Below are 17,786 nucleotides of genomic sequence, written 5' to 3'. Positions count from 1 at the left end.
ATGGCGCCGGCCGCCGTGCTCGGCCATTCCCTCGTCTATGCCCCGAGGATCCGGGACCTGCTGGAGCGGACCGAAAAGGTATTCCGGATCGACGCCACCACGGTCGGCGTCTCCGACCACCGGCTGACCGCCGAAATCGTCGCGGCGCGCCCCGTGCTGTCCACGGAGCGCTCGGTCTACAAGCCCGCCGCGGGAGCCGACATCCCGCACGACAGCGCGACCCGGACGATCCGGGCGCTCGGGCAGGACGTCATGGCGGGCATCCGGACGCCGCCGCCCCCGGCCCGCGGGCTGTCCGGCGCCTGGCCCTACGCGCCCACCTCCTACCTGCGCCGCTGGCTCTTCTCCTCCGACCCCCTGCCGGTCTCCCTGCTGTCGAAACGCGGCATCACGCGCTCCGACGCCCTCTCCCGGATCGTCGACCGGGCCGTCACCGTCTGGCCGGGCCCCGGGGGTGGGGATGGGAACGGGGCCGGGTCGACCGCACTGGCCGAGCTGATCCGCGGCGCCTCCGACCCCCTGGACCGCAAGCAGGCCGTCGCGATGTACCGGCGGGCGACCGCCACCCTCTGCGACGGCGTGGCCGCACTGGCCGGCAACGCCCTGTGGCTGCTGCGGCAGCACGGAGGCCGGGAGACCGCCCCCGCCGACCTCACCGCTGTTTTGTGGGAGACCCTGCGCCTGCTGCCGCCCGCGTGGATGCTGTGGCGCACGGGCGGGGAGGCGTACACCGGGCTGCACCCCGAGATCCGCCCCACGGACAACGTGGCGCTCTTCCCGCTCCTGATGCACCGCGACCCGGACCACTGGTCCGACCCGCTGGAGTTCCGGCCCGAGCGGTGGGCCGGGGTCGCGGACCCGGAGAAGACGCCCGCGTTCATGCCCTTCGGCTTCGACGGCGCGCGCTGCTGGGCCAAGCACCTGGTCGTCCCCCTGGCCGAGCGGCTGCTGACCGTCGCCTTCGACAGCGGCCTCGTCATCCGCGGCCCGCGCCACGACGCACCCGTCCCCCTGCGCTCCCTGCTCTCCGTACGATTCGAGGCGGCGACACGGTTCGAGGCGGCAGGGAGATGACCCGGCGGCAGCGGGCGGAGACCGCCGGCCGCGAGCACCGAACACCCTGACACCACGGGACACATCATGGAATCGCCCACGCTGGCCGACTGGGTCGGCGACATCGAGACCTTCACCGGCCGCCAGTGGCAGCGCGAGCCCGCGGTCTTCACCCCGGAGGCCCTCGCCCCGCCGTTCGACCTCGACGTGCTGGACGCCGCCTTCGACGGAGGGTTGCTGCGCACCCCCTACCTGGAGATGGTCCGCTCCGACAAGGTGACCGTCCCGACCGAGGCCTACACCACCTCACGCGTGGTCAACGGCGTGACGCACGAGGGCTTCGCCGACCGCGCGAAGGTCATCGAGCGGTTGCGCGCCGGGGCGACGCTGCTGCTGCGGTGCGTCGACCAGTGGCACCGCCCGACGGGCGAGCTGGTGGCCCGGCTGTCCGAGGAACTCGGCCGGCGCGTGGAGGCGTTCTTCTTCCTCACCCCGGCCGGCGGCCAGGGCCTCGCGGTGCACCGCGACGACGCCGACGTGTTCGTCCTCCAGGCGGCCGGACGCAAGACCTGGTACGTCCACGACGCGCCGGCCGCGGCGGACTGGTCCCTGGGAGAACTCCCGGACGACGAACGCTCCCGGCAACGCCTCCACCGCGTCCTCGAACCCGGCGACCTGCTCTACGTGCCGCGCGGCTTCGCGCACCGGGCGGTGGGCGCCGCCGGACTGTCCGCCCACCTGTCGCTCACCATCCGCGACCTCTCCCTGCAGGACCTGCGGACGGCCCTCGCGCAACAACTGGCCGAAGGGTCGGCCCTCCCGGCACGCCCACTAGGCCAGGCCGCGATCGCCGACGCCTGCGGCACACTGCTCGGCCAGGCCCGGGAGCGGCTCGACACGATCGGACCGGAAGACCTGCTGCTCGCCGCCCGGGCCGCGTCGCTGCCGCCCGCGACGCCGACCCGGCCGGAGAGCTTCGCCGAGACGGCCCGGGCCTGGGAGACCGGCGGGCCCGGCACCGGGCGCCCCGGGCTGGGATCCGTCGGCCGCACCTGGCGCCGACTGCGCGCCGCGGCACGCGCCACGCACTGACACCCGACCCGCCGACCGGGGCCAGCGGGTCGGCGGGCTGGCCCCGGTCAGTGGCGGCCGATCATCGGAGCTGCTGGTGTTCGATTCCGGGAGGGGCCAGGGCAGACTCTCAGGCATGCGATCCGACGATCTGAAGGACCTTCCGCCCAAGCCCGTCATGCTGGACGTCGCCGCCGCCCGCGCGATCGGGCCGGAGGCCGCTGCGGAGGCCAACTGGCAGAACAAGATCCGGGCTTCGGAGTGGCGCAAGCTGGCGAACGGGCGCGGTCCCGGCAGCGCGATCGACGACCAGCTGCGCCTGCTCCGGGCCGCGTACGCCGAGCCGAGGCTGCGCCGGCTCTACCTCTGGACCAGCCACTACACCCTGTGCTTCAGCCTGTCGACGCACTGGCCGTGGACCCATGAGGGCATCCCGTTCACCGACCCGATGGGGAACGGGATCTACCGCGTCCGCCGCCCGTTCAGCCTCGACGTGCTCGGCAGCCCGACCAGCCCCGAGGAGGCCGTCGCCCTGGTGGTCGAGCACCTCCCGCCGGACCTGGGGCCGCTCTTCAACCGGCCCGAGGGCTGAACCCCGGCCAGACGCCACCCGGCCGGGGTTCGAGTGCGCCGTTCCTGTGGCACCGGCCTGTACCGAGGGTCACGATGGAAGCCCGGCCACCGCCGGTCCCGGCCCGATCGGAGTGCGATGAGCGAGCAGCACAACGCCGTCCTGCTGACCTTCCCCGACGCCGCCGGCTGGCGCCCCGCCTTCGACGAGGCGCAGCACCTGCCGGGTCTGCGGGTCGCGGCCGCGCTGGAGCGCAGCACCGAGGGGGTGCTGGAGGTCAGGGACACCTTCACCCGGGGTGCGGGCGTGGCCACCGTCGGGTCGGGGCTGCTCGGCGGGGTGGTCGGGCTGCTCGGCGGGCCGATCGGCGTGCTGCTGGGCTTCGCGGCGGGCGCGGCCCTGGGCAACGCCGCGGAGGAGCGGTACGCGACCGAGGCCGGCGCCGCCCTGATCGTGCTCTCCACCCGGGTGCCGGACGGCGGCGTGCTGATCGTCCTGGAGCTGCGGGAGGCCTCCCCCGGCCCGGCCGACGAGCTGGCCGCCCGGCACGGTGCCACCGTCGAGCGGATCGACGCGCACACCTTCACCGAGCAGGTCCGGGCCGCGGAGAAGAAGGCCGAGGAGCAGCGGGCGGCCGAGAAGGCGGCGGAGCGGCAGGAGGGGAACGACCGGGCCCCGGACGGCGCCTGAGCCTCCCGCCCCCGCCGTCACTCCGCCCGCAGGGCGTCCACCGTCCGCGCCCGCGCCGCCCGTACGGCCGGCACCAGCGCCCCGAGCAGGGCGATCAGTACGCCGCCCAGGCCGAGCACCACCAGCTGCGGGGTGCCGAGGACGTCCAGTGCCGCGGCCGGGAAGTTCAGCCCGGCGGAGTGGCCCATCGCGGGCACGGTGACCCGATGCAGCAGCAGGCCGACGGGCAGGCCGGCCGCGCCGCCGACGGCGCCGACCAGGAGCACCGAGGCGAGCACCGTGCCCACGGTCTGCGGCGGGGTCATGCCGATCGCCTTGTTGACGCCGGTGTCCCGCCGCCGTTCCCGGATCTCCAGGACGACGGTGTTGAACACCCCGAGCCCGGCGACGGCGACCAGCAGCGCGGTCAGCGTCGCGGTGAGGGACCTCATCGCGAGGATCATGTCGCTGGAGCCGGACGGTCCGCCGGCCTCGGCGCTCATGTGCACCGGGGCGAGCGCGCGGCCGAGGGCGGTCGCGTAGGCGGCGCGGTCGGTGCCGTCCTTGAGCGTGACGAACCAGACGTCCGGCTTCGGGGCCGTTCCGGCCGGGAAGGTGGCGGCGTCGGTGAAGAGCTCGTTGGTCTGGACGTGCGGGTCGAAGACCTCGCCGACGATCCGGACGGTGACCGGGCGGCCGTGGTCCGTGAAGGTGACCTGGTCGCCGATCCTCGCCGAGGCCTCCGTGAGGAAGGTGGCGGGGGCGACGGCCTCGCCCGGGCCCCGGTACCAGCGGCCGGACACCATCCGGTAGCCGGCCCGGCCGCTGTCGCCGGTGAAGGCGGTCACCGTGGTGTTCCCGGCGACGCCGGGCACGGTGACGTCCTCGACGCCGGTGCCGTAGTAGGCGGCGGTGCCGGGCTGGGCGGTCAGGGCGGCGGTGACGGCGGCCGGGTCGGCCGCTTCCGGCCGGGCCACAGGGGCCGACCAGAGCGCGGGCGAGACGCCGGGCCGCTGGGGGTGCACGAAGACGTCCGAGACGTCGTGGTTCTTCGCCTCCTGCACCCAGGTCATCGTGCCGCCCATGCCCGTCGCGAAGGCCGCCGCCGCCGTGCCGAACAGCACCGCCGCGAGCATGCCGGCGGCCCGGGCCGGGCGGGCGAAGGGCTGGGCCAGGCCGAGGCTCAGCGGCCGGGGCAGCGGCAGCCGGGCGGCCAGTGCGGCGGCGCGCCGGGCGACCGCGTCCCGCCGGGTGCCGCCCGCCGTACGGCCGACGGCCAGCGCGTCCACCGTGCGCAGCCGTCCGGCCCGGGCGGCGGCCGCCCAGGCGACCAGGGCGACGGCGGCGAGGGTGCCGCCCGCCACCGCGAGGTCCACCCAGGGGGCGATGCCGGAGGTGTCGGTGCCGTACAGCTGCCCGGTGGTGGCGAGCACCGGGACGGTCAGCAGGTTGCCGGCGACCACCCCGAGCAGGGTGCCGGCGCCGGCCGGGACCAGCGCCTGGGCGACGTACGCCCGCACCACCTGGGCGGGGGTGCAGCCGAGGGCCTTGAGCACGCCGATCCGTCGGGTCGCGGTGCCGACCGCGCCGGCCACCACATTCCCCGCCACCAGGACCGACATCGCCAGGCCGAGCAGCCCGAAGGCGACCATGAACGGCAGGAACAGCGCGGTGTTGCGGTCGGAGCCCTGCTTGGCGGTGAGCCAGGACTGCGCGCCGGTCAGCGAGCCGGCGGGGGCGGCGGCGGTGACGGCGGCCCGGTCGACGGCCATCGCGTCGGCGGTGCCGGCCTGCGCGAAGCGGTAGAGCATCTCGTAGCCGGGGGTGCTGCCCGACGCCGTGAGCGCGGTGATGCCGTCGGGCGTCACCCAGGCGTCGGAGGTACGGCTGACGGACCGGGCCCGGCCGACGATCCGCAGCGTCGGTGCCCCCGGCAGACCGGGCAGGCGCAGGGTGGCACCGGTCTCCAGCTCCTGGTCCCGGTACCCGGAGTCGATCACCACCTCGCCCGGCCGGGTCGGCCAACTTCCCTGCAGAAGCTCGACGTCGTCGATGTCCCCGGCGGCCGGGGCGGCACGGCCGGTGACGGTCATCGGGGCCATGGTCACCCCGGCCGGGACGCCGGAGTCCGGGCCCGGCTCGGGGTCGACCGTGACGGTGCGGAACGGCCCGGCGGCGGCCGTCACCCCGGCGGCGTGCGCGGTGGCGGCGAGCCGGTCGGCGTCCGTCCGGGTACCGTCGAAGCGCGCGGTGAGGTGGGCGCCGTGCCGGGCGTCGAAGGCCCGGTCGAAGGGCGCCTGGGAGGCGACCAGCAGCGAGCCGCCGAGGACTGAGCAGGTGGTGGCCACCAGGGTGGCCAGCCCGACCGCGACCGACTGCGTCCGGCGCCGCCGGACGCCGGCGCGCACGACCCTGCCGAGCGCGCTCATGCCGTCACCGCCGGGGCTGCCGCCGAGTCCGCCTCGATCCGGCCGTCGCGCATCCGGACCGTGCGGGTCGCGCAGTCCTCGGCCAGCGCCAGGTCGTGGGTGACGATCAGGACGGTCTGGCCGTCCTCGTGCAGCTCCCGGAAGAGCTCCTTGACGTCCTCGCCCGAGGCCGAGTCCAGCGCACCGGTCGGCTCGTCGGCCAGCAACACCGTCGGCCGGTTCATCAACGCCCGGGCCACCGCGACGCGTTGGCGCTCACCGCCGGAGAGCCGGCCCGGGTGGGCGCGGGCGTGCCGGTCGATGCCGAGCGACTCCAGCAGATCCCCGGCCCGGCGCCGGGCCTCGCCGCGCGGGACCCCGGCCAGCTCCCCGGCCAGCACCACGTTGTCGGCGACGGTGAGGTCGTCCAGCAGGTTGAAGAACTGGAACACCATGCCGATCGTGCCGCGCCGGTAGCGGGCCGAGGCCGCCTCCCCCAGCCGGTCCACCCGGACCCCGGCCACGGTGACCGTCCCGGCGCTCGGCCGGTCCAGCCCGGCCACCAGGTTCAGCAGCGTGGACTTGCCGCTCCCGGACGGGCCGAGCACGGCCACCGACTCCCCCGCCCGTACGCTCAGCGTCACCCCGTCCAGCGCCGCCCGCGCGCCCTCGTAGTGGCGGCTCACCCCGCTCAGCTCGATCACCGGATCGCCGCTCGACCCCGGCCCCGGCCTGGACCCCGACCCCGGCACTCCTCGTACGCTGCTCATCCCCGCTCCTCACCCGTTCCTTCCGGTGGACGGCACGACGGTACGGAGGGGCGGGGCGCCGCCGCGTCCGTCGCCCGCGGCAACTTCCGTACCGCGTCCGGCGGATCCGGCGCGGCGTCATCCTTGCGAGGTAGTCGCCGGATGTACCGGCTACCGCCGTCCGCGGGGCTGTCCCCGGGGCCGCCCGACCACCACAATGGCCCGGTGATCAACCATCCGACGGTGCGACGGCTGCGCGCGGCCCTCCGCCCGGCCGACGACCCGGCCGATGGCCCGGGCGCCACGCCGCCGCCCCGGCCGACCCGGCGCGGCCTGGCCTTCGACGTGGCCCTGGCCCTCTTCCTCTCCGTCACCAGCGGGCGCTACGCCACCATCGCGGACAACCCGCGCGAAACGACCCTGACCTGGCTGTTGCTGCTGGTCCCGCTCGTGCCGCTGCCCCTGGTGCTGCGCCGCCGCCACCCGCTGGCGGTGCTGTGGGCGGTGCTGCCGGCCGCGCTGCTGGTCCGCCACCAGTCGCAGGACATCGCGTACTCGGCGGGCACGGCGGTGATCGTCGCCGCGTACAGCGCGGCCGCGTACGGGCGCCGCCCGAGGACCGTCCTGCTCAGCCTGCCGGTCGCGACGGCCGCGCTGGTGGTGCTCTTCACCGACGCCAAGCTGCCGCACTTCCCCAACGGGGTGATCGCCGTCCTGGTCCTGGTGCCGGTGTTCGCGGTCGCCTACGAACTGCGGATGTGGCGCCGCCGGGTGGACGAGGGGCGGGAGCGGCTGACCGCCCTGGAGCGCGAGCAGCTGGCCGCCCTGCGCCGCGCGGTGGAGCTCGAACGGGCGCGGATCGCACGGGAGTTGCACGATGTGGTGACCCACAACGTGAGCATGATGACGATCCAGGCCGGTGCCGCCCGCAAGATCCTGGACACCGCCCCGGACAAGGCCCGCGAGGCGATGGCCGCGGTGGAGTCCGGCGGGCGCGCGGCGATGACCGAACTTCGCCACGTCATGGGCCTGTTGACCATCGACTCGGAACCCGCCGATCCGGCGCCCGGCTTCGACCCGGCCGCCGGGGCCGACCTGAGCCCGCAGCCGGGCCTCGGCCGGCTGGACGCGCTGGTCGAGGGCGTCCGCCGGGCCGGGCTGCCGGTGGAGCTGGCGGTCCGGGGCGAGCGCCGGCCGGTGCCGCCCGGGGTCGAACTGGCCGCCTACCGGGTCGTCCAGGAGGCCCTCACCAACACCGTCAAGCACGCGGGCGGCGCCGACGCCACGGTGACCGTCGAGTACGCCCCCGACCGCCTGACGGTGGACGTCACCGACACCGGCGGCCGCCCCACCGGCGCCGCCGCCACCGGCAACGGCCGCGGCCTGCTCGGCCTCCGCGAACGCCTCGCCGTCTACGGCGGCACCCTGCGGTCCGGCCCCCGGCCGCGCGGCGGCTACCGCGTCACCGCCCTGATCCCGTTGGAGAGCCGATGAGTGAACAGCCGACGACTGAACCACCGATGAGTGGACAGCCGACGAGTGGACAGCCGATCCGGGTGGTGGTCGCCGACGACCAGGCCCTCGTCCGCAGCGGGTTCCGGCTGATCCTGGAGTCGGAGGGGATCGAGGTGGTCGCCGAGGCGGAGGACGGCGAGCGGGCCGTCTCCGCCGTCCGCCGGACCGGGCCGGACGTCGTCCTGATGGACATCCGGATGCCCGGCCTGGACGGGCTGGAGGCCACCCGCCGGATCCTCGCCGACCCCTCCGGGCAGCCGCCGCGGATCATCATGCTGACCACCTTCGACCTCGACCACTACGTCTACGCCGCGATGGCCGCCGGGGCGAGCGGGTTCCTGCTCAAGGACGTCACCCCGGAGCACCTGGCCGCCGCCGTCCGGCTGGTCCGCACCGGGGACGCGCTGCTCGCCCCCGCCATCACCCGCCGCCTGGTCGAGCGCTTCGCCCGCCCGGACGCCCCGACCGCCGCCCCGCACCGGGAGCTGGGCACGCTCACCCCGCGCGAACTGGAGGTGATGGCGCTGCTCGGCCGCGGCCTCAGCAACGCCGAACTCGCCGCCCGGCTGCGGCTGTCCGAGGCGACGGTGAAGACGCACGTCGCCCGGATCCTCGGCAAGCTGGGGCTGCGGGACCGGGCCCAGGTGGTGGTCGCGGCGTACGAGACCGGGCTGGTCAGCGTGGGGTCCGCGGCGCAGGAGCCGTAACGCCGTAACGACGGGCGGGAGCCCGGGGGTTGACGACTCCCGGGCTCCCGCCGTCACCGGCTCGGGACGGCCTCGATCAGACCAGGTCGAAGCGGTCCGCGTTCATGACCTTGGTCCAGGCCGCGACGAAGTCCGTCACGAACTTCTCCTTGGCGTCGTCGCTCGCGTACACCTCGGCGACGGCGCGCAGTTCGGCGTTGGAGCCGAAGACCAGGTCGGCCCGGGTGCCGGTCCAGGTGACCTTGCCGGAGGCGTCGTGGGCCTCGAAGGTGTGCGAGTCCTCCGAGGTGGCCGTCCAACGGGTGTCCAGGTCCAGCAGGTTGACGAAGAAGTCGTTCGTCAGCACGCCCGGGGTGGCGGTGAGCACGCCGTGCGCGGACCCGCCGTGGTTGGCGCCCAGCACGCGCAGGCCGCCGACCAGCACGGTCAGCTCGGGGGCGCTCAGGCCGAGCAGGTTGGCCTTGTCGAGCAGCAGGTACTCGGCCGGGAGCCGGTTGCCCTTGCCGACCCAGTTGCGGAAGCCGTCCGCCTTGGGCTCCAGCGCGGCGAAGGACTCGGTGTCGGTCAGCTCCTGCGGGGCGTCCACCCGGCCCGGCGCGAACGGCACCTCGACGGCGAGGCCGGCCGCCTTGGCGGCCTGCTCGACGCCGACGCCGCCGGCCAGCACCACCAGGTCGGCCAGCGAGACCTGCTTTCCGCCGCCGGCCTGCGCGTTGAACTCCTGCTGCACGCCCTCCAGGGTGCGCAGCACGGAGGCCAGCCGGTCGGGCTCGTTGACCTCCCAGCCGATCTGCGGCTGCAGCCGGATGCGGGCGCCGTTGGCGCCGCCGCGCTTGTCGCTGGAGCGGAAGGAGGAGGCCGCCGCCCAGGCGGTGGAGACCAGCTCGGCCACCGAGAGGCCGGTGGCGCCGATCCGGCGCTTGAGGTCGGCCACGTCGGCCGCCTCGACCGACTGGTACGAGACCTCCGGCAGCGGGTCCTGCCAGAGCAGCTTCTCGCTCGGGACCTCCGGGCCGAGGTAGCGGACGACCGGGCCCATGTCGCGGTGGGTGAGCTTGTACCAGGCGCGGGCGAAGGCGTCGGCGAACGCGTCCGGGTTCTCCAGGAAGCGCCGGGAGATCGGCTCGTAGACCGGGTCGAAGCGCAGCGACAGGTCGGTGGTGAGCATGATCGGGACGTGCCGCTTGCTCGGGTCGTGGGCGTCCGGGACGGTGCCCTCGCCGGCGCCGTCCTTGGGCTTCCACTGGTGGGCGCCGGCCGGGCTCTTGGTGAGCTCCCACTCGTAGCCGAACAGCGTCTCGAAGAAGCTGTTGTCCCAGGTGATCGGGGTGGCGGTCCAGGCGCCCTCCAGGCCGCTGGTGATCGCGTCGGCGCCGACGCCGGTGCCGAAGCTGCTCTTCCAGCCGAGGCCCTGCTGCTCGATCGGGGCGGCCTCCGGGTCCGGGCCGACGTTGTCGGCCGGGCCGGCGCCGTGGGTCTTGCCGAAGGTGTGGCCGCCGGCGATCAGCGCGACGGTCTCCTCGTCGTTCATCGCCATCCGGTAGAAGGTCTCGCGGATGTCGCGGGCGGCGGCGATCGGGTCCGGGTTGCCGTTGGGGCCCTCGGGGTTGACGTAGATCAGGCCCATCTGGACGGCGGCGAGCGGGCTCTCCAGCTCGCGGTCGCCGGTGTAGCGCTCGTCGCCCAGCCAGGTGGTCTCCGGGCCCCAGTAGACGTCCTCGTCCGGCTCCCACTCGTCGACGCGGCCGCCGCCGAAGCCGAAGGTCCGGAAGCCCATGCCCTCCAGCGCGACGTTGCCGGTCAGGACGATCAGGTCGGCCCAGGACAGGCTGCGGCCGTACTTCTTCTTCACCAGCCAGAGCAGGCGGCGGGCCTTGTCCAGGCTGGCGTTGTCGGGCCAGCTGTTCAGCGGGGCGAAGCGCTGCTGGCCGCCGCCGGCGCCGCCGCGGCCGTCACTGATCCGGTAGGTGCCGGCGCTGTGCCAGGCCATGCGGATCATGAACGGACCGTAGTTGCCGTAGTCGGCCGGCCACCAGTCCTGGGAGGTGGTGAGGATCTCCTGGATGTCCCGCTTGACGGCCGGGAGGTCCAGGGTGGCGAAGGCCGCCGCGTAGTCGAACTCCCCGCCGAGCGGGTTGGCGACGGCGGGGTTCTTGGCAAGGATCTTCAAATTGAGCCGTTCCGGCCACCACTGGCGGTTGCCACCGCCCTGGGTCGGGTGCGGCGCGCGCCCGTGATTCACCGGGCAGCCCTCCGCACTCGCCTCTACGCCGGTTGCATCGTGGATGTCAGACATGGGAATCCTTCCCTCACAAGGCGGATCACGGTGTCTTCTCTGGCTGCCTACGGCACCGGTCGGTGCCGTTCGGAGCCGCGTGCCACGTGTTGCTGCTGCGCACCACAGCAACGGGAGCCACGTGCTGCTGCTCACCAGGCTAGCGCGGAGCCGATCCTACGATGGACGGAATCCAAGTCAAGAAAGGCACCAAGCCCATATCCCATCGGGAACCGGAGGGCGCAGGATGTGCATTGGTAAACTCCGGTCCTCCCCTTGACCTGAATAGGTGAACCGATATGAGTGACCTGCTGGAGCGGCTGCGCGGGCGCGGCTGGCGCCTGACCTCCCAGCGGCGTGTCGTGGCCGAGGTCCTGGACGGCGAGCACGTGCACCTGACCGCGGACGAGGTGCACGCCCGGGCGGCCGAGCGCCTGCCGGAGATCTCCCGGGCGACGGTCTACAACACCCTCGGCGAGCTGGTCACGCTCGGCGAGGTCATCGAGGTCGCCACCGACGGGCGCGCCAAGCGCTACGACCCCAACGCCCACCGTCCGCACCAGCACCTGATCTGCACCGGCTGCGGCGCCATCCGCGACGTCCACCCGCTCGGCAACCCGCTCGCCGACCTCCCGGCGGAGCAGCGCTTCGGCTTCACCGTCTCGCAGGCCGAGGTCACCTACCGCGGGCTCTGCCCCGACTGCGCGGGCTGACCGCCCCACGCCTCCGTCCCCGCACCGCCGGTTCCGCGCCGGCGGTTCCGCGCCCCGGGTTCCTCACCGCTGCCTCCAGCGGACCGGCAGTGACTTGAGACCGTTCTGGAAGTTGGAGACCAGCCGCCTCGGCGGCGCGTCGGAGGCGAGCTCCAGGCCGGGCAGTCCGGCGACGACCCGGCGGATCAGGGCCGCCGTCTGGATCCTGGCGAGCCGTGCCCCGACGCAGAAGTGCGGGCCGAAGCCGAAGCTGACGTGGTCGTTCGGCGAGCGGGTGAGGTCCAGGCGGTCCGGGTCAGGGAAGACCGATTCGTCCCGGTTTGCGGAGGCATGGTAGACCACCACCTTGTCGCCCCGGCGAATCGGCCGCCCGGCCAGCACCACGTCCCTGGTGGCGGTGCGGCGGAACTCCACGACCGGCGGCCAGAACCGCAGCAGCTCCTCGACCGCCGGAGCGGTCAGCCCGGGCTCGCGGGCCAGCCGGCCGTACTGCTCGGGGTGGGTGAGCAGGGAGTACAGCCCGCCGGGCAGGCCGTTGCGCAGGGTCTCGTTGCCGGCGACCCCGAACAGGAAGAACATCGTCTCGAACTCGGCGGGGCCCAGCCCGGCGTCCCGCATCCGGGCGACGATGCTGCCCGGCGGCGGCTGCTCGGCGAGCCCGTGGGCGTACGCGAACATGTCGGCGAGGGCCGCGCGGGAGCGCGGGTTGACCGGGCGTCCGCCGGGGGCGGTGCGGACAGCGGTCCGGACGGCGGGGCGGTGGGCGAGCGCGGCGCGGCCCAGGTCGGTGAGCCGGGAGGGGTCGGCGGTACTGGACCGGGCGTGGTCGGGGTCCTGGTAGCCGATCACCCGGTTCGACCAGTCGACCAGGAGCTGCCGGTCCTGCTCCGGCACGCCCAGGATCAGGGCCAGTGTCCACACCGGCAGCTCGGCGGCGACCGGCACGAAGTCGGCCTCGCCCAACGGGCGGATCGCGTCGACGAGTTCGGCCGCGCGGCGCTCCACGGCCACGGTCAGCTCGTGCAGCGCCCGCGGGGTGAAGGCCGCGGCGACGGCCCGGCGCAGCCGGGAGTGGTCGGGCGGGTCCTGGTTGAGCATCATCGTGCGGGCGAAGGCCAGGTCGGCGGGCGTGTCCGGGTCCCTGATCTGGGTCGCGCCGAGGTGCGAGGAGAAGTCCTCCGGGCTGCGCAGCACGTGCTTCACGTCCGCGTGCCGCAGCACCGCCCAGTACCCGGGCCCGGCCGGCCACTCCCCCACCGCCGGCTCCTCCACCCAGCAGACCGGCGCCTCGGCCCGCAGCTCACGGAACAGGTCGTACGGCACGCCCTCGGCGTACGTCCCGGGGAGGAAGATCCGGTTCGCCACAGCCTGATCGAAGCCCATGCCGACCGACCGTACGCCGCGGCCCGGCGGCCCGCCAGAACGCGGGAACGCCGGAACGGGGGAACCTCGGAACGCGGGAACGCGGGAACGCGGGAACGCCGGAACGGGGGAACCTCGGAACGCGGGAACGCGGGAACGCGGGAACGCGGGAACGCGGGAACGCGGGAACGCGGGAACGCCGGAACGCGGGAACGCCGGAACGCGGGACGACGCGGCTGCGCCGATGAGCCCCGGGAATCCCGTAGGGTCGGCCAATGGCGAAGTACTTCGACGTTCACCCCGAGTCCCCCCAGCCGCGCACCATCGGCACGGTGGCCGACAGCCTCCGCTCCGGAGCCCTGATCGCGTACCCGACCGACTCCTGTTTCGCCCTGGGCTGCCGGCTGGACAACCGTGACGGCCTCGAACGGATCCGGACGATCCGGCGCCTCGACGAGCGCCACCACTTCACCCTGATGTGCGAGGACTTCGCGCAGCTGGGGCAGTTCGTCCAGCTCGACAACAACGTGTTCCGCGCCGTCAAGGCCGCGACCCCCGGCAGCTACACCTTCATCCTCCCCGCCACCAAGGAGGTTCCGCGCCGGCTGATGCACCCCAAGAAGAAGACGGTGGGCGTCCGGATCCCCGACCACGCCGTGACCCGGGCGCTGCTCGCCGAACTCGGTGAGCCGCTGCTCTCCAGCACCCTGGTCCTGCCCGGCGACGACGAACCGATGACCCAGGGCTGGGAGATCAAGGAGCGCCTCGACCACGTGCTCGACGCGGTGGTCGACTCGGGCGACTGCGGCACCGAGCCGACGACGGTCATCGACTTCTCCAGCGGCAGCCCGGAGGTCGTCCGACGGGGGGCCGGAGACCCCGCGCGCTTCGAGTGACGGACCGGGCGGCTCCCGCGGCGGGGGCCGTCCGTCACCCGACCGGCCCGGCGCCGGGGAACGCGGGGCTCAGCGCGAGGCGGCCCAGGAGAGCAGCAGGCGGAGGGCGTCGTCGGACGGGGTGCCCGGGTCGGGGGTGTAGGTGACCAGGGCCTGGCCGGGGTCGTCGGCGGGGCGGAGGGTGTCGTAGGCGAGGTCCAGGGTGCCGGCGACGGGGTGGCGGAAGACCTTGCGGCCGGAGGTCTTGTCGGCGACCGGGTGTTCGGCCCAGAAGTGGTGGAACTCCTCGCTGCGGAGGCAGAGTTGGCCGACGAGTTCGGCGAGCAGCGGGTCGTCGGGGCGGCGGCCGGCCTCCAGGTGGAGGAAGGCGGCGTTCTCCCGGGCGCAGCTCGCCCAGTCGGCGTAGAGCTCGCGGGAGGAGGGGTCGAGGAAGGTGATGCGGGCGATGTTGCGTTCCTCGGCCGGCAGGGCGCCGTAGTCGCCGAACAGGGCGGTGGCGGCCCGGTTCCAGGCCAGGATGTCCATCCGGTGGCCCATCACCAGGGCCGGGGTGTCGTGGAGTTGCTCCAGCAGCCGCAGCAGGGAGGGGCGGGGCTGCTGGCGGACGGCGGGGCGGCGGCGCGGGCGGGGCGCGGGCCGGGCCAGCCGGTGGAGGTGGCCGGACTCGTCGGGGGCCAGCCGCAGGGCGCGGGCGACGGCGTCGAGCACGGTCTGCGAGGGGTTGCCGACCCGGCCCTGTTCGAGGCGGGTGTAGTAGTCGACGCTGACGCCCGCCAGGTGGGCGAGCTCCTCGCGGCGCAGCCCGGCGACCCGGCGGCGGCCGCCGTAGTCGGGGAGGTCGACGTCCTCGGGGCGCAGCCGGGCGCGGCGGGTGCGGAGGAATTCGCTCAGGGCGCTGGTCGGGTTCACGGAAGGATTCTCGCCCGGCGGGGCGTCCCCGTGCCTGGCCCTGTCAGGACCAGGCACGGGGACGCACGGGGCGGCGGGTGGATCAGCCCGTGAGGGAGGGGAAGGCGGGGACGAGGCCGCCGTCGATCACGATGTCCTGGGCGGTGATGTACGAGGACCGGTCGGAGAGCAGGAAGGCCACGGTCTCGGCGACGTCCTCCGCCGTGCCGAGGCGGCCGAGCGGGACGTGGCCGCGGATCGGCTCGTGGTCGGCCGGGTCCGGGACGGCCCGGTGGAACATCTCGGTGACGATGTAGCCGGGGCTGACCGAGTTGACCCGGATCCGGCGCCCGGCGAGCTCGCTGCCGAGGGTGCGGGCGAGGCTGCGGACGCCCGCCTTGGTGGCGGCGTAGACGGCGGCGCCGGGCAGGCCGCGGTGCTGGGTCCAGGAGGCGTTGAGGACGACCGAGCCGCCGCCGGCCGCGTCCAGCAGGGGCAGGGCGTGCCGGACGGTGAAGAGGACGCCCTTGAGGTTGGTGCCGGTGATCCGGTCGAACTCGTCCTCGGTGACCTCCTCCAGCGGCCGGAAGCCGGCCACGCCCGCGTTGGCGAAGACGCCGTCGAGCTTGCCGTACCGCTCCCGGACGGTGTCGGCGAGGCGGGCCAGGTCGGCCGGGACGGCGGCGTCGGCGCGGACGGCGAGCAGCCGGTCGCCGGCGTCGAGCAGCCGGGCGGCGCGGTCGAGCCGGGCGTCGTCGCGGCCGGTGACGACGACCCGGGAGCCGTCGGCGAGCAGGCGGCGGGCGGTGGCGAGGCCCATGCCGCTGGTGCCGCCGGTGACGAGGACGGTGCGGTCGGCGGCGGGGGTGCGGTCGGTGTTCATGGCCCCCACCCTCACGGCGGCCGCTGACCCGGTACCAGACCCGCCCCGACCCCGGGTCCCGGAGAACCACCCTGGCGCGGGGAATCGCGGCGGTCGCGGCGCGGTTGGGACAGGACGACGGGCTACCGCGGCCGGACGGGCCGTACGAGCCTGACGACCCGGTACGGAACTCGCACACGAGGGGCTTCCTATGAAGATCGGCATCATCGGCGCGGGCAACATCGGCGGAAACCTGACCCGGCGGCTGACCGCGCTCGGGCACGACGTCTCGGTCGCCAACTCGCGCGGCCCGGAGACGCTGAAGGCCCTGGTCGAGGAGACCGGCGCGACGGCGGTGACGGTCGCCGAGGCGGCGCGGGGCGCCGAGGTCGTGGTCGTGACCGTGCCGCTGAAGAACGTCCCGGACCTGCCCGCCGGGCTGTTCGACGGGGCCGCCGAGGGCGTGGCCGTGATCGACACCGGCAACTACTACCCGAAGGAGCGCGACGGCCGGATCGACGCGATCGAGGACGACGGGCTCACCGAGAGCCGGTGGACGGAGCGGCACCTCGGCCACCCGGTGGTGAAGGTGTTCAACGGCACCTACGCGCAGGACCTGCTGGACCGTCCGCTCCCGGCGGGCGACCCGGAGCGGATCGCCGTGCCGGTCGCGGGCGACGACGAGGCGGCCAAGCGGGTCGTCCGGGCGCTGGTCGACGAGCTGGGCTTCGACTCGGTGGACGCGGGCGGCATCGACGACTCCTGGCGCCAGCAGCCGTCCACCCCGGTGTACGGGCTGCGCGCCGGCGCCGAGGCCGTGGCCCGGGCGCTCGCGGAGGCCTCCCCGGAGCGCCCGGCGGCCCACCGGGCCTGATCAGCGGATCCGCCGAGCCCCCTCGGCGGGGGTGGCGGTGAGGGTGCGCGGCTCGGCGTAGCCGGCGGTGCGGAAGGCGGCGGTGACCTCGGCGGCGACGTGGTCGGCCCGGCCGGTGTCGACCAGGGCGATGACGGAGCCGCCGAACCCGCCGCCGGTCATCCGGGCGCCGTGGGCACCGGCGGCCACCGCTGCTTCGACGGCGAGGTCGGTCTCCGGGCAGGAGACCCGGAAGTCGTCGCGCAGCGAGGCGTGGCCGGCGGTCAGGACCGGGCCCAGTGCCGGGAGGTCGCCGGCGTCCAGGTGGGCGACGGCGGCCTCCACGCGCGCGTTCTCGATGACCACGTGGCGTACCAGGGGGCGCAGTTCCTCGGGGAGGCGGGTGAGCGCGTCGGCGAGTCCGGCGGGTTCCAGGGAGCGCAGCGCGGGCAGTCCGAGCAGGCCGGCGGCCTTCTCGCAGCCGGCCCGCAGGGCGGCGTACGCGCCGTCGCCGAGGTCGTGCTTGACCCGGGTGTCCAGGACGAGCAGGGCGAGGCCCGCGCCCGCGAGGTCGACGGGGACCTGGCGTGCCGACAGGTCGCGGGTGTCCAGGAACAGGGCGGCGCCGGGGCGGCAGCACATCGAGGCCATCTGGTCCATGATCCCGCAGGGCACGCCGACGAAGGCGTTCTCGGCCCGCTGGGCGAGCTGGGCGAGTTCGGATGCGGAGCGGCCCAGCCCGTACAGGCCGTCGTAGGCGGCGGCGACGGCGCATTCGAGGGCCGCGGAGGAGGAGAGGCCGGCGCCGCTCGGGACGTCGCTGTCCAGCCGGATGTCGGCGCCGCCGACCTCGTGTCCGGCGTCACGCAGCGCCCACACCACGCCGGCCGGGTAGCCGGCCCAGCCGGGTACCGCGCCCGGGGCGAGGTCGGCGAGCCGGAGTTCGACGAGTTCCCGGCCCTGGGCGGACCAGAGCCGCAGCAGTCCGTCGTCCCGGCGGGCGGCCTGGGCGCGGACGGTCTGCGGGAGGGCGATCGGCAGCACGAAGCCGAGGTTGTAGTCGGTGTGTTCGCCGATCAGGTTCACCCGCCCGGGGGCGGCCCACTCGCCTTCGGCGGGGCGTCCGTAGAGCTCGGCGAAGGTGGGGGCGTTCACGGGGTTCACGGGGTTCACGGGGCTCACGGGGCTCACAGT

General features: G+C 74.7%; 16 protein-coding genes. 9 read left to right on the top strand and 7 right to left on the bottom strand.

The window, feature by feature from the left end:
- The 4 genes from IE332_RS17485 to IE332_RS17470 all read left to right on the top strand — a co-directional run bounded on the left by IE332_RS17485 (position 1) and on the right by IE332_RS17470 (position 3,385).
- Positions 1–1,074 carry a cytochrome P450 gene (locus IE332_RS17485; RefSeq protein ID WP_229928688.1) on the top strand — a complete coding sequence of 358 codons (1,074 nt, stop codon included), beginning with the start codon at positions 1–3 and terminating at the stop codon, positions 1,072–1,074.
- Between the two features lie 66 nt (positions 1,075–1,140).
- Positions 1,141–2,145: a JmjC domain-containing protein gene (locus IE332_RS17480; protein WP_189917100.1), complete on the top strand. Its 1,005-nt coding sequence runs from the start codon at positions 1,141–1,143 to the stop codon at positions 2,143–2,145.
- Between the two features lie 115 nt (positions 2,146–2,260).
- A complete protein-coding gene (locus IE332_RS17475; RefSeq protein WP_189917098.1) occupies positions 2,261–2,716 on the top strand; it encodes a DUF6193 family natural product biosynthesis protein in 456 nt (151 codons plus the stop codon).
- Positions 2,717–2,833: 117 nt separating this feature from the next.
- Positions 2,834–3,385 (top strand): hypothetical protein, encoded by a 552-nt coding sequence (locus IE332_RS17470; RefSeq protein WP_189917096.1) that lies wholly within the window; start codon positions 2,834–2,836, stop codon positions 3,383–3,385.
- Positions 3,386–3,402: 17 nt separating this feature from the next.
- Here the strand turns inward: IE332_RS17470 and IE332_RS17465 are convergent, their stop codons facing one another.
- Positions 3,403–5,793 carry an ABC transporter permease gene (locus tag IE332_RS17465; RefSeq protein WP_189917094.1) on the bottom strand — a complete coding sequence of 797 codons (2,391 nt, stop codon included), beginning with the start codon at positions 5,791–5,793 and terminating at the stop codon, positions 3,403–3,405.
- Positions 5,790–6,542 carry an ABC transporter ATP-binding protein gene (locus IE332_RS17460; RefSeq protein WP_189917092.1) on the bottom strand — a complete coding sequence of 251 codons (753 nt, stop codon included), beginning with the start codon at positions 6,540–6,542 and terminating at the stop codon, positions 5,790–5,792. Before IE332_RS17460 ends, IE332_RS17465 begins: the two co-directional genes overlap by 4 nt.
- A gap of 204 nt (positions 6,543–6,746) precedes the next feature.
- On the opposite strand from IE332_RS17460, the gene IE332_RS17455 reads away from it, so the two are divergent.
- Positions 6,747–8,015, top strand: coding sequence for a sensor histidine kinase (locus IE332_RS17455; RefSeq protein ID WP_229928670.1), 1,269 nt, complete (start codon positions 6,747–6,749; stop codon positions 8,013–8,015).
- Between the two features lie 26 nt (positions 8,016–8,041).
- The gene (locus IE332_RS17450; protein ID WP_189917088.1) at positions 8,042–8,743 is read left to right on the top strand and encodes a response regulator transcription factor; all 702 of its coding nucleotides are present in this window, start codon (positions 8,042–8,044) and stop codon (positions 8,741–8,743) included.
- Between the two features lie 76 nt (positions 8,744–8,819).
- Here the strand turns inward: IE332_RS17450 and katG are convergent, their stop codons facing one another.
- The gene (katG, locus tag IE332_RS17445; protein WP_189917086.1) at positions 8,820–11,039 is read right to left on the bottom strand and encodes a catalase/peroxidase HPI; all 2,220 of its coding nucleotides are present in this window, start codon (positions 11,037–11,039) and stop codon (positions 8,820–8,822) included.
- A gap of 278 nt (positions 11,040–11,317) precedes the next feature.
- Here katG and IE332_RS17440 point away from each other — a divergent pair, with 278 nt between their 5' ends.
- The gene (locus IE332_RS17440) at positions 11,318–11,731 is read left to right on the top strand and encodes a Fur family transcriptional regulator (RefSeq protein WP_189917084.1); all 414 of its coding nucleotides are present in this window, start codon (positions 11,318–11,320) and stop codon (positions 11,729–11,731) included.
- 63 nt (positions 11,732–11,794) lie between these two features.
- On the opposite strand, the gene IE332_RS17435 is transcribed toward IE332_RS17440, so the two are convergent.
- Positions 11,795–13,114: a cytochrome P450 gene (locus IE332_RS17435; protein WP_189917082.1), complete on the bottom strand. Its 1,320-nt coding sequence runs from the start codon at positions 13,112–13,114 to the stop codon at positions 11,795–11,797.
- Positions 13,115–13,368: 254 nt separating this feature from the next.
- Between IE332_RS17435 and IE332_RS17430 the strand changes: the two genes are divergently transcribed.
- Positions 13,369–13,989 carry an L-threonylcarbamoyladenylate synthase gene (locus IE332_RS17430; protein WP_189917080.1) on the top strand — a complete coding sequence of 207 codons (621 nt, stop codon included), beginning with the start codon at positions 13,369–13,371 and terminating at the stop codon, positions 13,987–13,989.
- Between the two features lie 69 nt (positions 13,990–14,058).
- Here the strand turns inward: IE332_RS17430 and IE332_RS17425 are convergent, their stop codons facing one another.
- Both IE332_RS17425 and IE332_RS17420 read right to left on the bottom strand, forming a co-directional pair.
- Complete coding sequence (locus IE332_RS17425; protein WP_189917078.1) at positions 14,059–14,898, bottom strand: helix-turn-helix domain-containing protein; 840 nt, start codon at positions 14,896–14,898, stop codon at positions 14,059–14,061.
- A gap of 82 nt (positions 14,899–14,980) precedes the next feature.
- Positions 14,981–15,760: an SDR family NAD(P)-dependent oxidoreductase gene (locus IE332_RS17420; RefSeq protein WP_189917076.1), complete on the bottom strand. Its 780-nt coding sequence runs from the start codon at positions 15,758–15,760 to the stop codon at positions 14,981–14,983.
- 190 nt (positions 15,761–15,950) lie between these two features.
- Between IE332_RS17420 and IE332_RS17415 the strand changes: the two genes are divergently transcribed.
- Positions 15,951–16,613 carry an NADPH-dependent F420 reductase gene (locus IE332_RS17415; RefSeq protein ID WP_189917075.1) on the top strand — a complete coding sequence of 221 codons (663 nt, stop codon included), beginning with the start codon at positions 15,951–15,953 and terminating at the stop codon, positions 16,611–16,613.
- Here the strand turns inward: IE332_RS17415 and galK are convergent, their stop codons facing one another.
- Positions 16,614–17,756 carry a galactokinase gene (gene galK / locus IE332_RS17410; RefSeq protein WP_229928669.1) on the bottom strand — a complete coding sequence of 381 codons (1,143 nt, stop codon included), beginning with the start codon at positions 17,754–17,756 and terminating at the stop codon, positions 16,614–16,616. It lies immediately after the preceding gene.
- Positions 17,757–17,786: the final 30 nt, after the last annotated feature.

The organism is Kitasatospora xanthocidica, assembly GCF_014656195.1.
Taxonomy (GTDB): domain Bacteria; phylum Actinomycetota; class Actinomycetes; order Streptomycetales; family Streptomycetaceae; genus Kitasatospora; species Kitasatospora xanthocidica.
The sequence above is the reverse complement of the archived record's forward strand: the minus strand, read 5'-3'. Positions and strand labels throughout refer to the sequence as shown.